13 protein-coding genes are annotated in these 15,176 nt (G+C 56.3%); 12 read left to right on the top strand and 1 reads right to left on the bottom strand.

The features are described 5' to 3' along the window. Nucleotides 1-198: 198 nt before the first annotated feature. Nucleotides 199-852: a GntR family transcriptional regulator gene (locus tag AC2FNR_RS15360; protein ID WP_170353340.1), complete on the bottom strand. Its 654-nt coding sequence runs from the start codon at nucleotides 850-852 to the stop codon at nucleotides 199-201. Here AC2FNR_RS15360 and AC2FNR_RS15355 point away from each other — a divergent pair. From AC2FNR_RS15355 to AC2FNR_RS15300, 12 genes are all read left to right on the top strand, one after another. Further along, nucleotides 851-2,143 carry a Gfo/Idh/MocA family protein gene (locus AC2FNR_RS15355; RefSeq protein WP_496849865.1) on the top strand — a complete coding sequence of 431 codons (1,293 nt, stop codon included), beginning with the start codon at nucleotides 851-853 and terminating at the stop codon, nucleotides 2,141-2,143. The genes AC2FNR_RS15360 and AC2FNR_RS15355 overlap by 2 nt on opposite strands. Before the next feature lie 100 nt (nucleotides 2,144-2,243). Next, the gene (gene dctP, locus AC2FNR_RS15350; protein ID WP_170429695.1) at nucleotides 2,244-3,254 is read left to right on the top strand and encodes a TRAP transporter substrate-binding protein DctP; all 1,011 of its coding nucleotides are present in this window, start codon (nucleotides 2,244-2,246) and stop codon (nucleotides 3,252-3,254) included. Nucleotides 3,255-3,284: 30 nt separating this feature from the next. Continuing rightward, nucleotides 3,285-3,860, top strand: coding sequence for a TRAP transporter small permease (locus AC2FNR_RS15345; RefSeq protein WP_496849863.1), 576 nt, complete (start codon nucleotides 3,285-3,287; stop codon nucleotides 3,858-3,860). After that, nucleotides 3,857-5,152, top strand: coding sequence for a TRAP transporter large permease (locus AC2FNR_RS15340; RefSeq protein ID WP_496849862.1), 1,296 nt, complete (start codon nucleotides 3,857-3,859; stop codon nucleotides 5,150-5,152). Before AC2FNR_RS15345 ends, AC2FNR_RS15340 begins: the two co-directional genes overlap by 4 nt. Beyond that, nucleotides 5,152-7,044 (top strand): bifunctional sugar phosphate isomerase/epimerase/4-hydroxyphenylpyruvate dioxygenase family protein, encoded by a 1,893-nt coding sequence (locus AC2FNR_RS15335; protein ID WP_496849860.1) that lies wholly within the window; start codon nucleotides 5,152-5,154, stop codon nucleotides 7,042-7,044. Before AC2FNR_RS15340 ends, AC2FNR_RS15335 begins: the two co-directional genes overlap by 1 nt. Further along, the gene (locus AC2FNR_RS15330; protein WP_496849858.1) at nucleotides 7,041-7,868 is read left to right on the top strand and encodes a citryl-CoA lyase; all 828 of its coding nucleotides are present in this window, start codon (nucleotides 7,041-7,043) and stop codon (nucleotides 7,866-7,868) included. The genes AC2FNR_RS15335 and AC2FNR_RS15330 overlap by 4 nt, the downstream gene beginning before the upstream one ends. Next, nucleotides 7,858-9,054, top strand: coding sequence for a Gfo/Idh/MocA family protein (locus tag AC2FNR_RS15325; RefSeq protein WP_496849856.1), 1,197 nt, complete (start codon nucleotides 7,858-7,860; stop codon nucleotides 9,052-9,054). Before AC2FNR_RS15330 ends, AC2FNR_RS15325 begins: the two co-directional genes overlap by 11 nt. Beyond that, nucleotides 9,035-9,709, top strand: coding sequence for a hypothetical protein (locus AC2FNR_RS15320; protein WP_496849855.1), 675 nt, complete (start codon nucleotides 9,035-9,037; stop codon nucleotides 9,707-9,709). The genes AC2FNR_RS15325 and AC2FNR_RS15320 overlap by 20 nt, the downstream gene beginning before the upstream one ends. Continuing rightward, on the top strand, nucleotides 9,702-10,892 hold the full coding sequence (locus AC2FNR_RS15315) for a Gfo/Idh/MocA family protein (protein WP_496849854.1): 1,191 nt from the start codon (nucleotides 9,702-9,704) through the stop codon (nucleotides 10,890-10,892). Before AC2FNR_RS15320 ends, AC2FNR_RS15315 begins: the two co-directional genes overlap by 8 nt. 154 nt (nucleotides 10,893-11,046) lie before the next feature. Next, nucleotides 11,047-11,961, top strand: coding sequence for a sugar phosphate isomerase/epimerase family protein (locus tag AC2FNR_RS15310; RefSeq protein WP_496849852.1), 915 nt, complete (start codon nucleotides 11,047-11,049; stop codon nucleotides 11,959-11,961). Next, nucleotides 11,942-13,351: an aldehyde dehydrogenase family protein gene (locus AC2FNR_RS15305; protein ID WP_496849850.1), complete on the top strand. Its 1,410-nt coding sequence runs from the start codon at nucleotides 11,942-11,944 to the stop codon at nucleotides 13,349-13,351. Before AC2FNR_RS15310 ends, AC2FNR_RS15305 begins: the two co-directional genes overlap by 20 nt. Beyond that, nucleotides 13,351-15,132, top strand: a complete 1,782-nt coding sequence (locus AC2FNR_RS15300) for a thiamine pyrophosphate-binding protein (protein WP_496849848.1) — start codon at nucleotides 13,351-13,353, stop codon at nucleotides 15,130-15,132. Before AC2FNR_RS15305 ends, AC2FNR_RS15300 begins: the two co-directional genes overlap by 1 nt. The last annotated feature ends 44 nt before the right edge of the window (nucleotides 15,133-15,176 follow it).

Genomic DNA, 15,176 nt, shown 5'->3' with positions numbered 1-15,176 from the left:
TGGTAGCGGAGGTCCGTCTTGGGCACAAACCCCACACATTAACACTCTGTAAAATATGCGTGCCGTGACCTTCAAGGGGTAAGCCGAAAGGTCAATTGTCGTAGCGGTGCCCTGACTGGCGAATTCGATCAAAAGAAATTCGCCTTCACCGGGGTGCTCTGCGTTGAAGGCTGTCGCTATTGCGGCAAGGGGAACGTCTTACATAGCCTCCAAGGTATGCTGGAGGCCATTTCGAATGTGATCTTCCAACAGCCTCTTCGCCGTGTCGGCGTCTCTGGCCAGCGCGGCATCGAACATGCCCTTGTGCTCCTTGACCGCCTCTTCGCCGCGATAAGTCAGCACAAGCATCTGATACCGCAAGTACTTGTCGTAGATGATGGAGTGCAGAGACAGAAGGTTTTTGGAGTTGCAGGCCGCGATCATCGCTTGGTGAAACTCCCAATCATATCGTTTCCAGGTTTCTTTCTCGGACTCGTCGCCCTTGAGAAGCTGCTGTTCCATCAGGTGCAGTTTGTGGTGTGCGGCAACGAGGTTGCCTTCCCAATCCGTGTCGCCATTCGCAATGGACAGTTCCAACGCGTGGCATTCCAACAGGACCCGCAGCTCTGAAATCTCGGTCAGGTCTTCTCGTGAAACTGGTGTGACCAGAAAACCCCGTTGCTCGGGAGCTTCGACAAATCCGTCGCTGGCGAGCCTGTTCAGCGTTTCACGAAGTGTCGAAAGGCTTGCCGAGTAGCGTTCCTTCAAGGCGTCCAGCTTCAGTTTGGAGCCGGGTTGCAGCTCCCCGAAGATGATATCCCGCTTGATGCGCTGATAGGTGCTTGCACCTATCGTGGACGGCTGTTTCGCCATGCGTTTCACCCGATATTATCAGTTTCCTCGTTCAATTAGCATTTTTCAGAGACATCAGCAATCCAAACTGATGTATGGTAAAAATAAAAATATCATACATTATTGCGGAATCGCGAAAACCCCAATACGGTCGTGGCCAAGTTGGGCAAAGCAGCCCGATCGCAATCATCGGTTTCGGGATTTTCCGGACCCTCCGGAAGGAAGCAAAGTGTCTAAGAACTTTCGCATTGCCATTGTCGGCATTGGCCTTGTTGGACGCCGCCACGCAGACGCTATACGAGCGTTGCGCCATGTTGATCTCGTCGCGGTGGTCGACCCCAGCGATGAAGGTCGTGCTTACGCCGTTGAGCATGGGGTCGCATGTTTCGAAACCCTCGAGGAAATGTTTGCAAATCAGACGCCGGACGGAGCTGTTCTTGCGACCCCGACCACTCTTCATGTTGAACAAGGCCTCACGTGTGTTCGACGTGGTTGTCCCCTTCTTGTCGAAAAACCGATCGCCGTGGAAGCCACCGCTGCACTTGAGCTTGTTCAAGCAGCGGAGAAGGCCAATGTGCCACTGATGGTCGGACATCATCGTCGACACAATCCTCTGATCCGATCGGCTAAGGAAGCCATTGTCGATGGGAAGATTGGAGATGTGCGCGCTGTCCATGCGAATTGCTGGTTCTATAAGCCAGACGAGTATTTTGATGCTGCGCCCTGGCGAAAGAAACCAGGTGCAGGGCCCATCTCGGTCAATCTGGTCCACGACGTCGATCTTCTGCGGTATTTGGCCGGAGAAGTCGTGACCGTTCAGGCTCAGTCGGCTGTATCCAAGCGCGGTTATGACAACGAAGATGTTGCCGGTGCTCTGTTGACGTTCGAAAGTGGGGCGATTGGGACCATAAGTGTGTCCGACAGCATCGTTGCTCCATGGAGCTGGGAGATGACGTCTCAGGAATATCCAATCTATCCTTCAACCACTGAGAGTAGCTACATGATAGGTGGCTCTCATGGTTCGTTGTCCGTTCCCGATCTTCGATTGTGGAGTTACCAGGGTGAGCAAAGGGACTGGTGGACGCCAATCTCATCAACCGCGCTGAAGAAGGGTGCGTCTGACCCCCTGGTCAATCAGCTTAGGCACTTTGTTGAAGTAGCTCGGCACGAAGCAGAACCGATTGTGTCTGGATGGGAAGGTTTCAGAACGCTTCAAGTTATTGAAGCTATTCAGAATTCCTGCAGAACAGGTGATACGGTCAAGATCAAGAACTTACAAAAAACACCAATGGTAGGTATGACGGCAGTCTAAAATATCAGATATTTTGCAAAACATCTTGCAAAAAGTCCAAAATAGGTCAAAACTCTGAATCGCAAAAAAGAAGCATCATGATGTCTCAGGGAGGAGCAAAGTGATTACCAAACTTACCCGCCGGGCTGCTGTATCGGCCCTGGTCGCAACCGGTGTTCTGTTTAGCGCAACAAGTGGTGCGCTGGCGGAAGACAAAGTGCAACTTCGCCTCGCAACATCAGGATCGGAGACCGATCAGCGCTCGGTCGCCATGGCCGAGGTTTTCGCACCCATGGTCGCTGATTTCGCAAGCTACGAGCCCAGCTATAACGGAACCATCTTCGCTCAAGGCACCGAGTTAGACGCCATCAGCCGGGGTAACCTGGAAATGTCGATCACCTCGGCGCAGGAACTGGCACAGTTCTTCCCAGAGTTTTCGATCTTTACCGCAGGCTATGTCCACCAGGACGCCGCGCATCAGGTGGCTGTCTTCAACGATCCCCTGATGGATGCCTTCAAGCAAAAGGCCGAAGAAGAACTGGGCGTCAAACTGCTGTCGGTCATGTATTTGGGCCGTCGTCAGGTGAACCTGCGCCAACCCAAGGATGAACTGACCGTCAGCACTCCGGCTGATCTGGAGGGTGTGAACCTGCGGATGCCGGGCACAGATGCGTGGCAGTTCCTTGGCAAAGCGTTGGGTGCCGCCCCGACACCAATGGCGTTCTCAGAGGTTTACACAGCTCTGTCGACTGGTGCCGTTGACGGTCAGGACAACCCATTGCCGACCGTGGTTGATGCCAAGTTTTACGAAGTGACCAATCAGATCATCCTGACATCGCACTTAGTCGACTTGAACTATATCGCCATTGGCAAAGAAGTTTGGGACGGGTTGACGCCGGAACAGCAAGCCAAGGTTCAGGAAGCTGCGGACGCAGCAGCTGAATCAGGCCGCCAGAAGCAACTTCAGAAAGAAGAGGATCTTGTCAGTTTCCTGAAAGAGCAAGGCATGGAGATCTACGAACCCGATCTCGCTGCGTTCCGTGATCAGGTACAGTCTATGTATCTGGACAGCGAATTCGCTGGCTCATGGCCCGAAGGCGTTCTGGATCAGATCAACGCTTTGGGCAACTGAGCCCAGTAAGACAAGGGAGGGAGAACCATAATGAAAGCCTTCATAAAGGGGTTCTCCCGACTGACCGAAGCGATTGCCGGCGGGATGCTGGCGGCAATCTTCCTGATCTTCCTTCTACAAATACTCTTGCGCTACTTCTTTACCCCCGCTGGCTGGACGCTTGAACTGATCGGCATCCTCTGGGTCTGGGTGATCTTTTTTAGCTGCGCCTTCATCGTGCGCGAGAGGGATCACGTGAAGTTCGACATCATCTACCTTTCGGTGCCGATGCGCGTGCGGCAGATCTTTGCGATGCTGGCGGCCGCGGCGATCGTGGTCGGGATGCTCTACAGCTTCCTGCCGACGTGGGACTACATCGACTGGATGAAAATCCGCAAAACCTCGACTGTGCGCAATCCGTTCTCGGGTGAGAAGATACCGCTGCGCACTGTGTTTTCAATTTACGCGGTGTTCATGCTGGTCGTCGCAGCGCGCTACGCGTGGCTATTCTTCGACGTCATGCGCAATGGCCCCCCAAAGACAGAGTTGGAACTGGTTGTTGGGTACAACGTGGTTGACGACCATCCCCGTGTCGACTTCGAAGAGGACGAGGAAGCAGACAAATGAGTTTTGAACTTCTTTCCTGCCTGCTCGCTCTTTTTCTTCTGGCAGGCATCGGGACACCTATCGGCTATTCCATCCTTTTGGCCTCATTGGTGTATCTGGGCACAGCCGGACTGGACGTCGCACTCGCCGGCGAGAAGATCCTGCAGGGCTTCTACAAAAGCACGATCCTGCTTGCCGTGCCGTTGTTCATCGTCGCCGCGAATATCATGAATGCTGGTTCGATCACGGACCGTCTGCTGAACTTCTGCGTAGCCGCTGTCGGTCGTTTCAAGGGCGGCCTCGGGCACGTCAACGTGGTAGCGTCTCTGATCTTTTCCGGTATGTCCGGCTCGGCTGTCGCGGATGCCGCGGGGATCGGCAAGATCATCATTGAGATGATGACCAAGGATGGCCGCTACAGCCGAGGTTATGCTGCTGCTATTACCGCGGCGTCGGCGACGATCGGCCCGATCATTCCGCCCTCGATCCCAATGGTTTTGTACGCGCTCGTTTCCAAGGCCTCCATCGGATCTCTGTTCTTAGCCGGTATTCTGCCGGGCCTGATCATGGGCGTCGTCCTCATGGCGATGAACTACTATCTGGCCGGAAAGCGGAACTTTGCATTGGAAGAACCTGTTCCTCTGCGCGAATTGCCGGCTAAAACCGCCAACGCGTTTCCGGCACTGCTGATGCCCGCAATCCTGCTGTACGGTATATATGGCGGCGTCACCACTCCGACCGAAGCCGCCGCAGTTGCTGCATTCTACGCTCTGCTACTGGCAGCGTTGTTCTACCGCGCGCTGACCTTCCGTGGCCTTTATCAAGTGTTCATCGACAGCGCGCGCTCTTCCGCAGCCGTCGGGGTGGTCATTGGTGGCGCGTTCATTCTGAACTTCATCGTCATTCAGGAACAGATTCCACAGTCGATCTCGGCACTGCTGGAGGGTTCGGATGTTAGCCCGATTGTATTCCTGATCCTCGTAAACCTGCTGATCCTCGCGCTGGGATGCGTGTTAGACGCAACAACGATCATTCTTGTTATCGTGCCCCTGTTCATTCCAACTTGCGAAGCGCTTGGAATTGATCTGGTGCATTTCGGGGTGCTGGTCGTCGTGAACTCGATGATCGGTCTGATCACGCCGCCCTATGGCATTCTACTCTTTGTGATCAACGCTGTGACGGACATTCCCCTGCGTGAAATCATCTCGGAAATCTGGGCCTTCCTCGCGGTTCTCATCTTCGCTTTGGTGATCATGATGCTGATGCCGGATCTGGTCCTGTGGTTGCCGCGTATGTTTGGATATCAGGGATAATGTGCCTCTCGGTTTCGACAACGTCGATCCCCGGTGATCTGGCTGAAAAGCTGAGTGCTATCGCTGACGCGGGATTCAGGGGTGTCGAATTACACGAACCGGATTTGACCGCTTTTGACGGATCGCCATCGCAAGTCCGCGAAATTGCGTCGGACCTCGGCCTGAAGATTTGCCTGCTACAACCCATCCATAACCTTGAAGGCCAGCCCGATGCCGGACGTGAGCGCGCCTTTGATCGACTGAAGCGCAAACTCGACCTGATGAGCGAGTTGGGCACGGATCTGCTGCTAATTGGGTCCGCATTCGAGGTCGATGCCGCTGCGACCGAAAAACAGGTAATCGCAGATCTTGGCGAGGCGGCCGAGATCGCGAAAGAGATGGGGTTGCGTCTGGCCTATATGGGTTTGCCATGGTCAGATCTTGTTCACTCGGATGAGCAGGCGTTACGTGTCGTGGAAGCCATCGACAGCCCTCATTTGGGGTTGGCTTTGAATTCATTCTTCTCGCTTGCCGACGGGTCCAAACCCGCCCGCCTTCGGGATATTCCCGGAGAGCGGCTGTTCCATGTGCAACTGTCCGATGCACCCCGGCTTGAGATGGATATACGTCGGCTCAAACGGCACTTTGGGCTTCTGCCAGGGCTTGGGTCGCTGAACCTTGAGGGCTTCGTGCGTGTACTGGCCCGCGCCGGGTACAAGGGACCTTGGTCCATTGCACGCGTCAACGAAGCAGCTCCTCAACCCGGTGGCCGAACACTGGCCCGAGACAGCTACAGGTCGCTGGTGAACCTCCTGGATGAGGTATCCCGGACCGAGCCGGGAACCGATTTCGGCATCCCGGACCTGCCGGAACGCGTCTATGCGTCAGGCTTCGAATTCGTCGAATTTACAGCCGACGAAACAAGCGGCGCGCAGCTGGCAGATATGTTGTCAGCAATGTGTTTTCGAATGGAGCGAAAACACGTATCCAAGTCCGTCGAGCTGTGGCGGCAGGGCGCGATAAACATCGTTGTGAATACCGAAAAGGAAGGATTTGCCCATTCGGCGTTCCTGGGTCACGGCCCCTCCGTTTGTGACATGGGGTTGCGTGTCAAAGATGCGGATCAGACGGTTCAGCGGGCGACCGCGTTGGGCGCGCCGAATTTCTCACAACCGGTGGGAACAGGGGAACTGGATATCCCGGCCATTCGGGGCGTTGGTGGCAACGTCGTTCATTTCATCGATGAGAAATCCGATCTCCATCGGGTATGGGACATTGAGTTCGAGCCGGTTGCGAAAACCAAAGCCACCCAACCTGCCGGTCTGCGTCGTATCGACCATCTGGCCCAGACGATGCGTCACGATGAGATGCAAAGCTGGCTACTCTACTACATTTCGACTTTCGAGATGGCAAAATCCCCTATCGTGAACGTCGCCGACCCGTCTGGTGTCGTGCAAAGCCAGGCTATCGAAAGTCCCGAAGGCGAAGTGCGCTTAAACCTGAATGGGGCAGTTGGGCGTCGAACACTGGCGGCGTCATTCCTTGAAGACGGCTTTGGGGCTGGTGTTCAGCACATTGCCTTCCAGTCGGATGATATTTTTGAAACTTCAGCCCAGTTGCTCAAGTCTGGCTTTCCCAGCCTGTCCATCCCGGAGAACTACTACGCTGATCTGCAAGCGACATTCGGATTGGATGACGATTTGGTCGCCCAATTGCGCAGTGGGAACATTCTCTACGATCGGGCGGCGGGTGCTGAGTATTTTCAGATATACAGCCGCCCCATCTTTAACGGCTTCTTCTTCGAAATTGTTGAACGCCGTATGGGCTATGCCGGTTATGGCGCGCGCAATGCATCCATTCGCCTTGCTGCGCAAAGCAAAACCCAGCCGGTGAAAGAGGTGCAGACGCAATGACCGCGCAGACGACAGACGATGAGCGCGCCGTTCGCCAATGGTGGCGTACCTCCATCATCGACATGAAACCCGGACAGATCTCTTTTCGTGGCAACGCCATAGAGGACCTGATCGGAAACGTGTCTTTCCCGCAGATGATCTGGCTTATGGTGCGGGGCGATCTACCCAGCGACGCGCAAGCGCGCCTGTTCGAAGCCGCTTTGGTCGCAAGCGTGGATCACGGCCCACAGGCTCCCTCAATCGCGGCTGCGCGTATGGCCGCCACCTGCGGGGTAGGTCTCAATAATGCGATGGCGACCGCGGTGAACATGCTGGGCGACGTGCATGGAGGTGCAGGAGAGCAGTGCGCAGAACTGTACTATGATATCGCAGCCCGCATGGATTCGGGAGCTTCTCTAAATGAAGCTGTTCGGGATGGTTTGGATAGCTGGCGTGAGACCTATGGCAAGATCGTCTCGGGCTTTGGTCACAGGTTCCACAAACCCGTCGATCCACGCGCACCACGATTGATGCAACTTGTTCGTGATGCGGCGACAGAAGGTACAGTTTCTGGCCGGTTTGCCGATATCGGAGAAGAGGTTCAGGCCGAACTCGGCCGTCAACGCGGCGGTCGGCCGATTGCCATGAATATCGACGGCGCGACAGCTGTGATCTTCTGCGAGCTTGGCTTTCCTGCGCCCTTGTCGCGGGGGCTATTCTGCCTGTCCCGCTCGGTTGGAATACTTGCACACGCTTGGGAGCAGATGAACCAGGGGGGGCGGAACAAAGGGCCGATGCCCCCGAATTACTTACCCCTCTACGAAGACAGGAAAGATGACAATTGAGACATCGAAATCCTTCCGGGTCGGCCTTATCGGCTGTGGTCGTATCAGCGATATTTATCTAAAAACACTATTCAAATTTTCGAGCGTCGAGGTCGTGGCTTGCGCCAGCCTTGATCCTTCGGAAAGCCGCGCCAAAGCGGATCAATACGGTGACGCCAAGGCCTGCACACCGGATGAGGTGTTTGACGATCCGGCGATTGACTGCGTTCTGAACCTGACAATTCCGGCGGCGCATGCCGAAATCAGCTTGCGCGCGCTGGAGGCGGGGAAACACGTCTATTCCGAAAAGCCACTGGTCATGAACCGAACGGATGGTAAGGCGATCCTGCACATGGCCTCTGAAAAGGGGCTACTGGTCGGTTGCGCGCCCGACACGTTTCTGGGCGGTCGCTGGCAGACCGTTCGGCGCTTGATCGACGAGGGTGCTATTGGCAAACCAACAGGGGTTTTTGCCCATGTCGGCACCCACGGGACGGAGCGTCATCATCCCAACCCGGATTTTTACTATCAGGTCGGCGGCGGGCCCTTGCTGGACCTTGGCCCATATTATCTGACCGCCATGGTCTGCTGCCTTGGACCAATTGACCGGGTCGCCGGAATGGCACGGCGAACCTTTGACCAGCGGATGATCGAAAACGGCCCTCGCAATGGTGAATGGATGGATGTCGAGGTCGACACGCACTCCCTAAGCCTGCTGCAGTTCTCTTCCGGAGCTATAGGGTCAATGACCATGAGCTTCGACGTCTGGGATAGTGAAACCCCGCGGTTCGAGATCTACGGTGAAAACGGCACCATCAGCATCCCTGACCCTGACCCGGTTCATGGCGCCAATATCTTTCAAGGGGATGTCTGGTTGAAGACGCGGGACACCTCGCGCTGGTCTCATCAGCCCCGTCCAACCGGTCGCGAAGACTGGCAGGTGGTCGAAAACAAACACGGGTTCAATGAAGACAGCCGCGGGCTCGGCCTTTTGGATCTGGCCCTGGCGGCGCAAGATGGACGCCAACCCCGTGCAAGTGGAGCGCTCGCCTACCATGTTTTTGAAGTCATGGACGCAATTGAACGGGCGCCGAAATTTGGCGCCTATCAGACAATAGAAAGCCGGTGCGACGCGCCGATGCCTCTGCCTGTCGATTTCCTGAACGATGAGAGGAAGGAGCTGGTCTATGCCTATTCAGACTCTTGACTTTGCCCAGCCATTTTTTCGCGTCCAGCACATCACTGATGAAGACAGAATGTCTGTCGAGGGTCGCGCCATTGTTCTGAATCTCGGGGAGAGGAGCCTCTCTGTCGAGGATCAGACCGTTGCACCGCTATCCTCTGTGATCGTGCAAGACAGCACGCTTAGCAGCGTGGAACGTGCAGTCATTGTCCACGATTTCGACGCTCATGCGGATGACAACGAGTTGTTCGCATGGGTGAAAGATACATGGCCATCTGCTTTTGATGTTCGCCAAGAGGAGCGTCTGCGCGGTGTCAGCCACTACATGTCGCCAAAGCTCTTCGTGGGTAACGTTGGGCTGACCATGTACCATTCCGGCTCGGTCCCATTGAATGTCGGATTGCACAAGGATCATCCGTTCTGCCCGGTACCGGGGTTTCGCGAAGTGCATACGCAAATCGTAGGCTTTGGCAAAATGCAGCAATGCCGTGAGCGGGATGTTGAAACCCTTTACCTCGAAGAATTCATGGCCCCCGGCATGACGCACAAGCCGATGTATGACGCCGAGGGCAACTATCCCTGGCATCAGTACGAGACGATTACCCCCAGCATTTTCATGGCGGTGGAAATGCTGCCGGAAGGCGTACGGGTCCCGGAAATGGAGATTCAGAATGGCTGAGAGACTTTTGCCCGAAGACCTGAACTTTGACGGGCCTTTCCCTCGGTTGTCTCGCCGTTTGCGGCTGGGCGTTGTTGGCGGTGGGCGTATCTCGGTCACGCAGGCAACGGCGGCCCGGATGACCGACCGGTGGGAGGTCGCTGCAGGTGCGCTCAGTTCCGACGCCGCGCGCAGCAAGGCGCGCGGGGCCGAATGGTATCTGCCAGCGGACAGATGCTATGCGACATTCGACGAGATGTCACAAGCAGAGGCGGCGCGCCCTGATGGCGTAGATGCCGTCATGATCACCACCCCGAACCACGTTCATTTCGAAGCGGCCAAAGCCTTTCTGGAGGCGGGCATTGACGTGCTGTGCGATAAGCCACTGACCAACGAAGTCTCCGAGGCCGAGGGGCTTGAGGAGATTACCGCGCGAACGGGACACATCTTTGCTGTCGGCTATGCGATGTCGTGCTTTCCGGTCATCCGTCAGGCCAAACAAATCGTAGCGGAAGGCGGCATCGGTAAAATCAACCAAATCCACGTCGAGTTCATGCAAGACTGGATGACGCCCGACGATGTGGCTGATGCGCCCCACGTCAAATGGCGGCTGGACCCAAAGATTTCTGGTCCGACCAGCTGTGTCGGCGATATCGGCACCCATGCGGCACATCTCGCCAGTTTTGTCTCGGGCATGCCCTTGACCGATCTACGGGCCGAGTTTCACGTTTGCGGCGCGCCAAAGCCTTTGGAAGACACAGCATTCATGTTCACCCGCTACCAAAACGAGGTTCCGGGAACCCTGATGGCAACGCGTCTTGCCCCCGGAAATCGGGGTGGGTTGCGATTGCGGATATTCGGGAACGAAGGAGGTCTCGAGTGGGACCTGGAGAATTCGGAGCAGCTGAAGTTCAATCGGTTCGGTGAGCCGGATCGTATCATTAGCCGAGGTCACGGGCAAGGCATCGGACCCGGAGCGGAACGTCTGATCCGTACGGCGCGCGGCTTTCCCGAAGGGATTATAGAAGCCTGGGCCAACCTCTATACGGAATTTGCCATGGCCGTAGCCGCGCGTCGGGATGGCGTTACCGTTCCGGCCGATTGGCTTGCTTATCCCAGTGTGGAACAAGGTGCAGACGGTGTCCGATTCATTGAAGCCTCTGTGCGCTCTCACCAGTCCGGAGGGGAATGGGTCACTCTCTAAGGCTCTGCCAACACGAATTTAAATCACGCCCGGGCAATGGCCCGGGCGTTTTCCTTTCCTATCTGATATTGAGAGTTGATATTTTTAAAAATATCAGATATTTTTTACTACGTGTGATGAATTTGAGATTCGCAGACATGTGGAGCTGTCGTTCATGGTGAAACCCGAAGAGGCTGGCGCAAGCCTCTCTCTCTATTCCTTGGCGCATCTGACGCTGATTGGCTGTACGCCGCCCGAGTTGGTCTATATCGCCGCGCGGGCCGGTTACGATGCCGTCAGCCCCAGATTCATTCCGATGCATGTGCCCGGTGAATTCACTCAATCTCCAATCGACAAGGCACAGGTGCATGCCACCAAAACTGCTCTCTCTACCACTGGCTTGAAAGTCCTCGATGTCGAACTTGCGCGCATCACGGAAGATGTCGATCCGCGCAGTTTTGAACCTTCTCTTGAGATCGGTGGGGAATTGGGCGCTAAACGCATGATCATGAGCGCGTGGACCAATACCCGCGATGATCGTGACTTCCTGATCGACGTCTATTCTGAAACCTGCGAACTGGCGGCGCCCTACGGGCTAACAGTGGACTTGGAATTCCCAAGCTTCTCTCGCTTGCGCACTCTGGATGAGGCCCTGGATATTGTCCGCGCCTCTGATCAACCGAATGGCGGTATTCTGGTCGATACGCTTTATCTGCACCTCAGTCGCGTTGATCTCGGAGAGCTTCTGCACGTCCCTTCGGACCTGTTTCACTTCCTGCATATCTCTGATTGCCTGCCCGGCATCGCCGATACGCGTGAGGGCATGATCCAACTGGCCCGCGATGCGCGGCTATATCCCGGTGAGGGATGGATCGATTTCACCGGCATCATCGAACGGATGCCGCCCGTCGACTATTCCATCGAACTGCCCAACCAAAGCCGCGTTGCCGAGTTGGGATATGAAGAACACGCGCGTCGCTGTCTCAGCCACGCCAAGCGAACATTTGGCGAGGCGCGGTCACAGCGTCGTATGCCCGATGCTACAATTCCAAAACACCAAGAGGATCATCATGGGCAAAGAGCTCACTGAAAACGACCGCAACATGGCGGCAGATATGCTGGCACGCGCCCGCGCTGCCATGGCCGAGATCGAGGATTGGGATCAGGACAGGCTGGACCGCCTGTCTCAGGCCATTGCGTGGTATGCGGGTAATGAGAAAACCTTCACGCGTCTGGCTCAACAAGGCGTGGATGAGAGCGGTATCGGAGATCGCGAAGGCCGCCCAGCGAAGCGCTTCAAGATTCACATGGTGCTGCGAGATGTCTTGCGCACACCCTCGACCGGCATCGTCGAGGTTGATGAGGAAAAAGGTCTGGTGAAATATGCCAAACCTGCTGGCGTCATCGCATCCCTGATCCCAATGACTAACCCAGCGATGACACCACCGGTGACCGGCGTTTCCGCCGCCAACGCCCGGAATGCCGTCATTTTCAGCCCGCACCCGCGAACCGCTCATACGACCTTCGAAATGGTCGAGGTTATGCGTGCAGCTTGTCGTGCTGCCGGTGCCCCCGAGGACTTGTTTCAATCCATTCGCAAACCCTCGGTCCCATTGACGCAACATCTGATGGAGATCTGCGACTTGACTTTGGCGACGGGCGGCAAACCCATGGTCAAAGCGGCGTACAGTTCAGGGCGTCCAGCCTATGGTGTCGGCGCAGGCAATTCATCCATTGTCATTGATGAGACTGCCGATCTGGATATCGCCGCGCAGAATACCCGTATTTCAAAGACCTCCGACTTTGGGTCGGGCTGCTCGGCCGACGGCAACATCATCATCCAGCGCTCAGTTTACGACGATATGGTCAAGGCGCTTCAAGCCGAGGGAGGCTACCTGTGTTCGGATGAAGAGAAGGCCATGCTCGAAGCGGCCATGTGGGATGAAAAGGGAAACCGTACGTTTCCGACCATTGCCTGTCCGCCGCAGCAAACGGCCAAGGTCGCCGGTTTTAGCATCCCCGAAGATCGCAAGTTTCTGATGGTTGAAAATCAGGGGCAAATCGGGCCGCAGCACAAGTTCTCCAAGGAAAAACTGACCACGCTGATGGCGCTTTATCACTTCGACACGTTCGATGACGCGCTGGAAACGGTCAGCCGGATTTACAATACCGGAGGTAAGGGCCATTCCTGCGGGATTTATAGCCATAATGACGATCACATTGATCGGCTCGCTCGCCTTGCTCCAGTCAGCCGTATGATGGTGCGACAGCCTCAGTCCAAGGCCAATGCGGGTGCCTGGACAAATGGCATGCCTATGACCAGCAGCCTGGGCTGCGGCATCTGGGGCGGCAACATCACCAACGAAAACGTCACCATGAAACACATGATGAACTACACCTGGGTCAGTCGTCCGATCCCTGAGGATCGCCCCTCGGAGCCGGACCTGTTCGGTGAGTTCTACGGACAGGAGGTCGCGTGATGGACGGAGCGAAACTGGACGGCAAAACCGTTGCCGAACATATCGTTGACTTTCTCGAACGCCGTGAGGTCAAGCACGTTTTCGGCCTGTGCGGGCACACGAACATTGCGGTTCTGGCTGCGCTGGCGGAAAGTCCCATCGATTTCGTCACAGTACGACACGAACAAATCGCCAGCCACGCGGCGGATGCATATGCCCGCGTGACGGGCAAGGCCTCGGTGGTGCTGTCCCATCTCTCCCCGGGGCTCACCAATTGCGCCACCGGGGTCGCCAACGCCGCACTGGACTGTATCCCGATGGTCGTGATTGCGGGCGATATTCCTACGCACTACTACGGCAAGCATCCGCATCAGGAAGTGAACCTGCACGCAGACGCGGCCCAATGGGAGATTTATCGCCCCTTCGTCAAACGTGCTTGGCGGGTGGATCGCGCCGACCTGATGGCCGAAATCTTGGAAAAGGCGTTTCATCTGGCTGAAAGCGGTCAGCCCGGGCCGGTGCTGGTCAATGTGCCGATGGACATCTTCTCCGAGGTGATCCCCTCGGACAGCTTCGACCGTATCCGCGATAACACGCGCGCGCTCAAGAAACCGTCGATTGACGATGAAACAGCGCGAGAGATTGTCGAAGCGCTGGCGAAGGCCGAAAACCCGGTTGCCTATGTCGGCGGCGGTATCCTGTTGGCGCAGGCCAGTGAGGAGTTGCGCGAGTTTGTTGAACATATGGGCCTGCCCGTAGCGCATTCCCTGATGGGCAAGGGTGCGCTGCGGGATGACCATCCGCTCGTGCTGGGAATGACCGGGTTTTGGGGCACCGAGCTGGTCAACCAGTCCTGCCTGAATGCCGACTATATCTTTGCCGTAGGCACCCGGTTCAAAGAGGCCGATTGTTCCAGCTGGTATCCCGGCTATACGTTCAACATTCCCGGCTCAAAGGTCATTCATATCGACATCGAACCGCAGGAAATCGGCCGGAACTATCCCACCGAGATCGGCGTCGTTGCTGACGCAAAGGCCGCGTTGCGCGTCCTCAACCGAGTCGCCCACGAGATGTATCCTGAAGGCTTCAAACGCCCCGCGCTGGAACAGAAGATCGCTGGCTTCCGGACGGATTTCAAAGCGCGCAATGTGGAAATGGCGACCTCGTCAGCTTTTCCTATGATGCCCGAGCGTATTCTGGCAGATACCCGCAAGGCACTGCCCGAGGATGCCATCATCACCACGGACGTCGGGTGGAACAAGAATGGCGTCGGGCAACAGTTCGACATTTTGACGCCGGGTTCAATCCTGACCCCGGGCGGGTTTGCGACGATGGGTTTTGGCCCGCCGGGAGCGATCGGCGCGAAACTGGCGGCACCTGATCGCGTGGTGCTTAGCCTCGTTGGCGATGGTGGATTCGGTCAAAATCCGTCGATGCTGGCAACAGCAGTCGAGCTTGATCTCGGCATCATCTGGCTGGTTATGAACAACAACGCCTTCGGAACGATCGCCGGCCTTCAAAAAGCGCACTACGGTCTGACCTATGGAACCACGTTCCCCGGATCAGCCGCCGCACCCGCAAACGGACCGGGCTATGCCGACATAGCGCGAGCCTACGGCGCGGAAGGGCACAGACTCAGCGCTGCTGACGAGTTGTTGCCTGCATTGGAAGCGGCAATCGCCAGCGGCAAACCAACCGTGCTGGATGTGCCAATGATCAACAACCCGACACCAACGACCGGTCATTGGAACATCCTGGACATTTATTCGCCGGACAAGGATGTTTCTCACGTCGCGACCTGACGATACTGAGCGCGGTAAGCCGCGCCAGTTTTTTTCTTTCAATA

Source organism: Ruegeria sp. SATB045 (assembly GCF_059613525.1).
This window is presented reverse-complemented; position numbering and strand designations above follow the sequence as displayed.

Excerpts from the sequence above, each read along its gene's own strand:
- AC2FNR_RS15355 (WP_496849865.1), top strand. The coding sequence starts at position 851 with ATGCGTTTCACCCGATATTATCAGTTTCCTCGTTCAATTAGCATTTTT.
- AC2FNR_RS15360 (WP_170353340.1), bottom strand. The coding sequence starts at position 852 with ATGGCGAAACAGCCGTCCACGATAGGTGCAAGCACCTATCAGCGCATC.
- AC2FNR_RS15345 (WP_496849863.1), top strand. The coding sequence starts at position 3,285 with ATGAAAGCCTTCATAAAGGGGTTCTCCCGACTGACCGAAGCGATTGCC.
- AC2FNR_RS15340 (WP_496849862.1), top strand. The coding sequence starts at position 3,857 with ATGAGTTTTGAACTTCTTTCCTGCCTGCTCGCTCTTTTTCTTCTGGCA.
- AC2FNR_RS15335 (WP_496849860.1), top strand. The coding sequence starts at position 5,152 with ATGTGCCTCTCGGTTTCGACAACGTCGATCCCCGGTGATCTGGCTGAA.
- AC2FNR_RS15330 (WP_496849858.1), top strand. The coding sequence starts at position 7,041 with ATGACCGCGCAGACGACAGACGATGAGCGCGCCGTTCGCCAATGGTGG.
- AC2FNR_RS15325 (WP_496849856.1), top strand. The coding sequence starts at position 7,858 with ATGACAATTGAGACATCGAAATCCTTCCGGGTCGGCCTTATCGGCTGT.
- AC2FNR_RS15320 (WP_496849855.1), top strand. The coding sequence starts at position 9,035 with ATGCCTATTCAGACTCTTGACTTTGCCCAGCCATTTTTTCGCGTCCAG.
- AC2FNR_RS15315 (WP_496849854.1), top strand. The coding sequence starts at position 9,702 with ATGGCTGAGAGACTTTTGCCCGAAGACCTGAACTTTGACGGGCCTTTC.
- AC2FNR_RS15310 (WP_496849852.1), top strand. The coding sequence starts at position 11,047 with ATGGTGAAACCCGAAGAGGCTGGCGCAAGCCTCTCTCTCTATTCCTTG.
- AC2FNR_RS15305 (WP_496849850.1), top strand. The coding sequence starts at position 11,942 with ATGGGCAAAGAGCTCACTGAAAACGACCGCAACATGGCGGCAGATATG.
- AC2FNR_RS15300 (WP_496849848.1), top strand. The coding sequence starts at position 13,351 with ATGGACGGAGCGAAACTGGACGGCAAAACCGTTGCCGAACATATCGTT.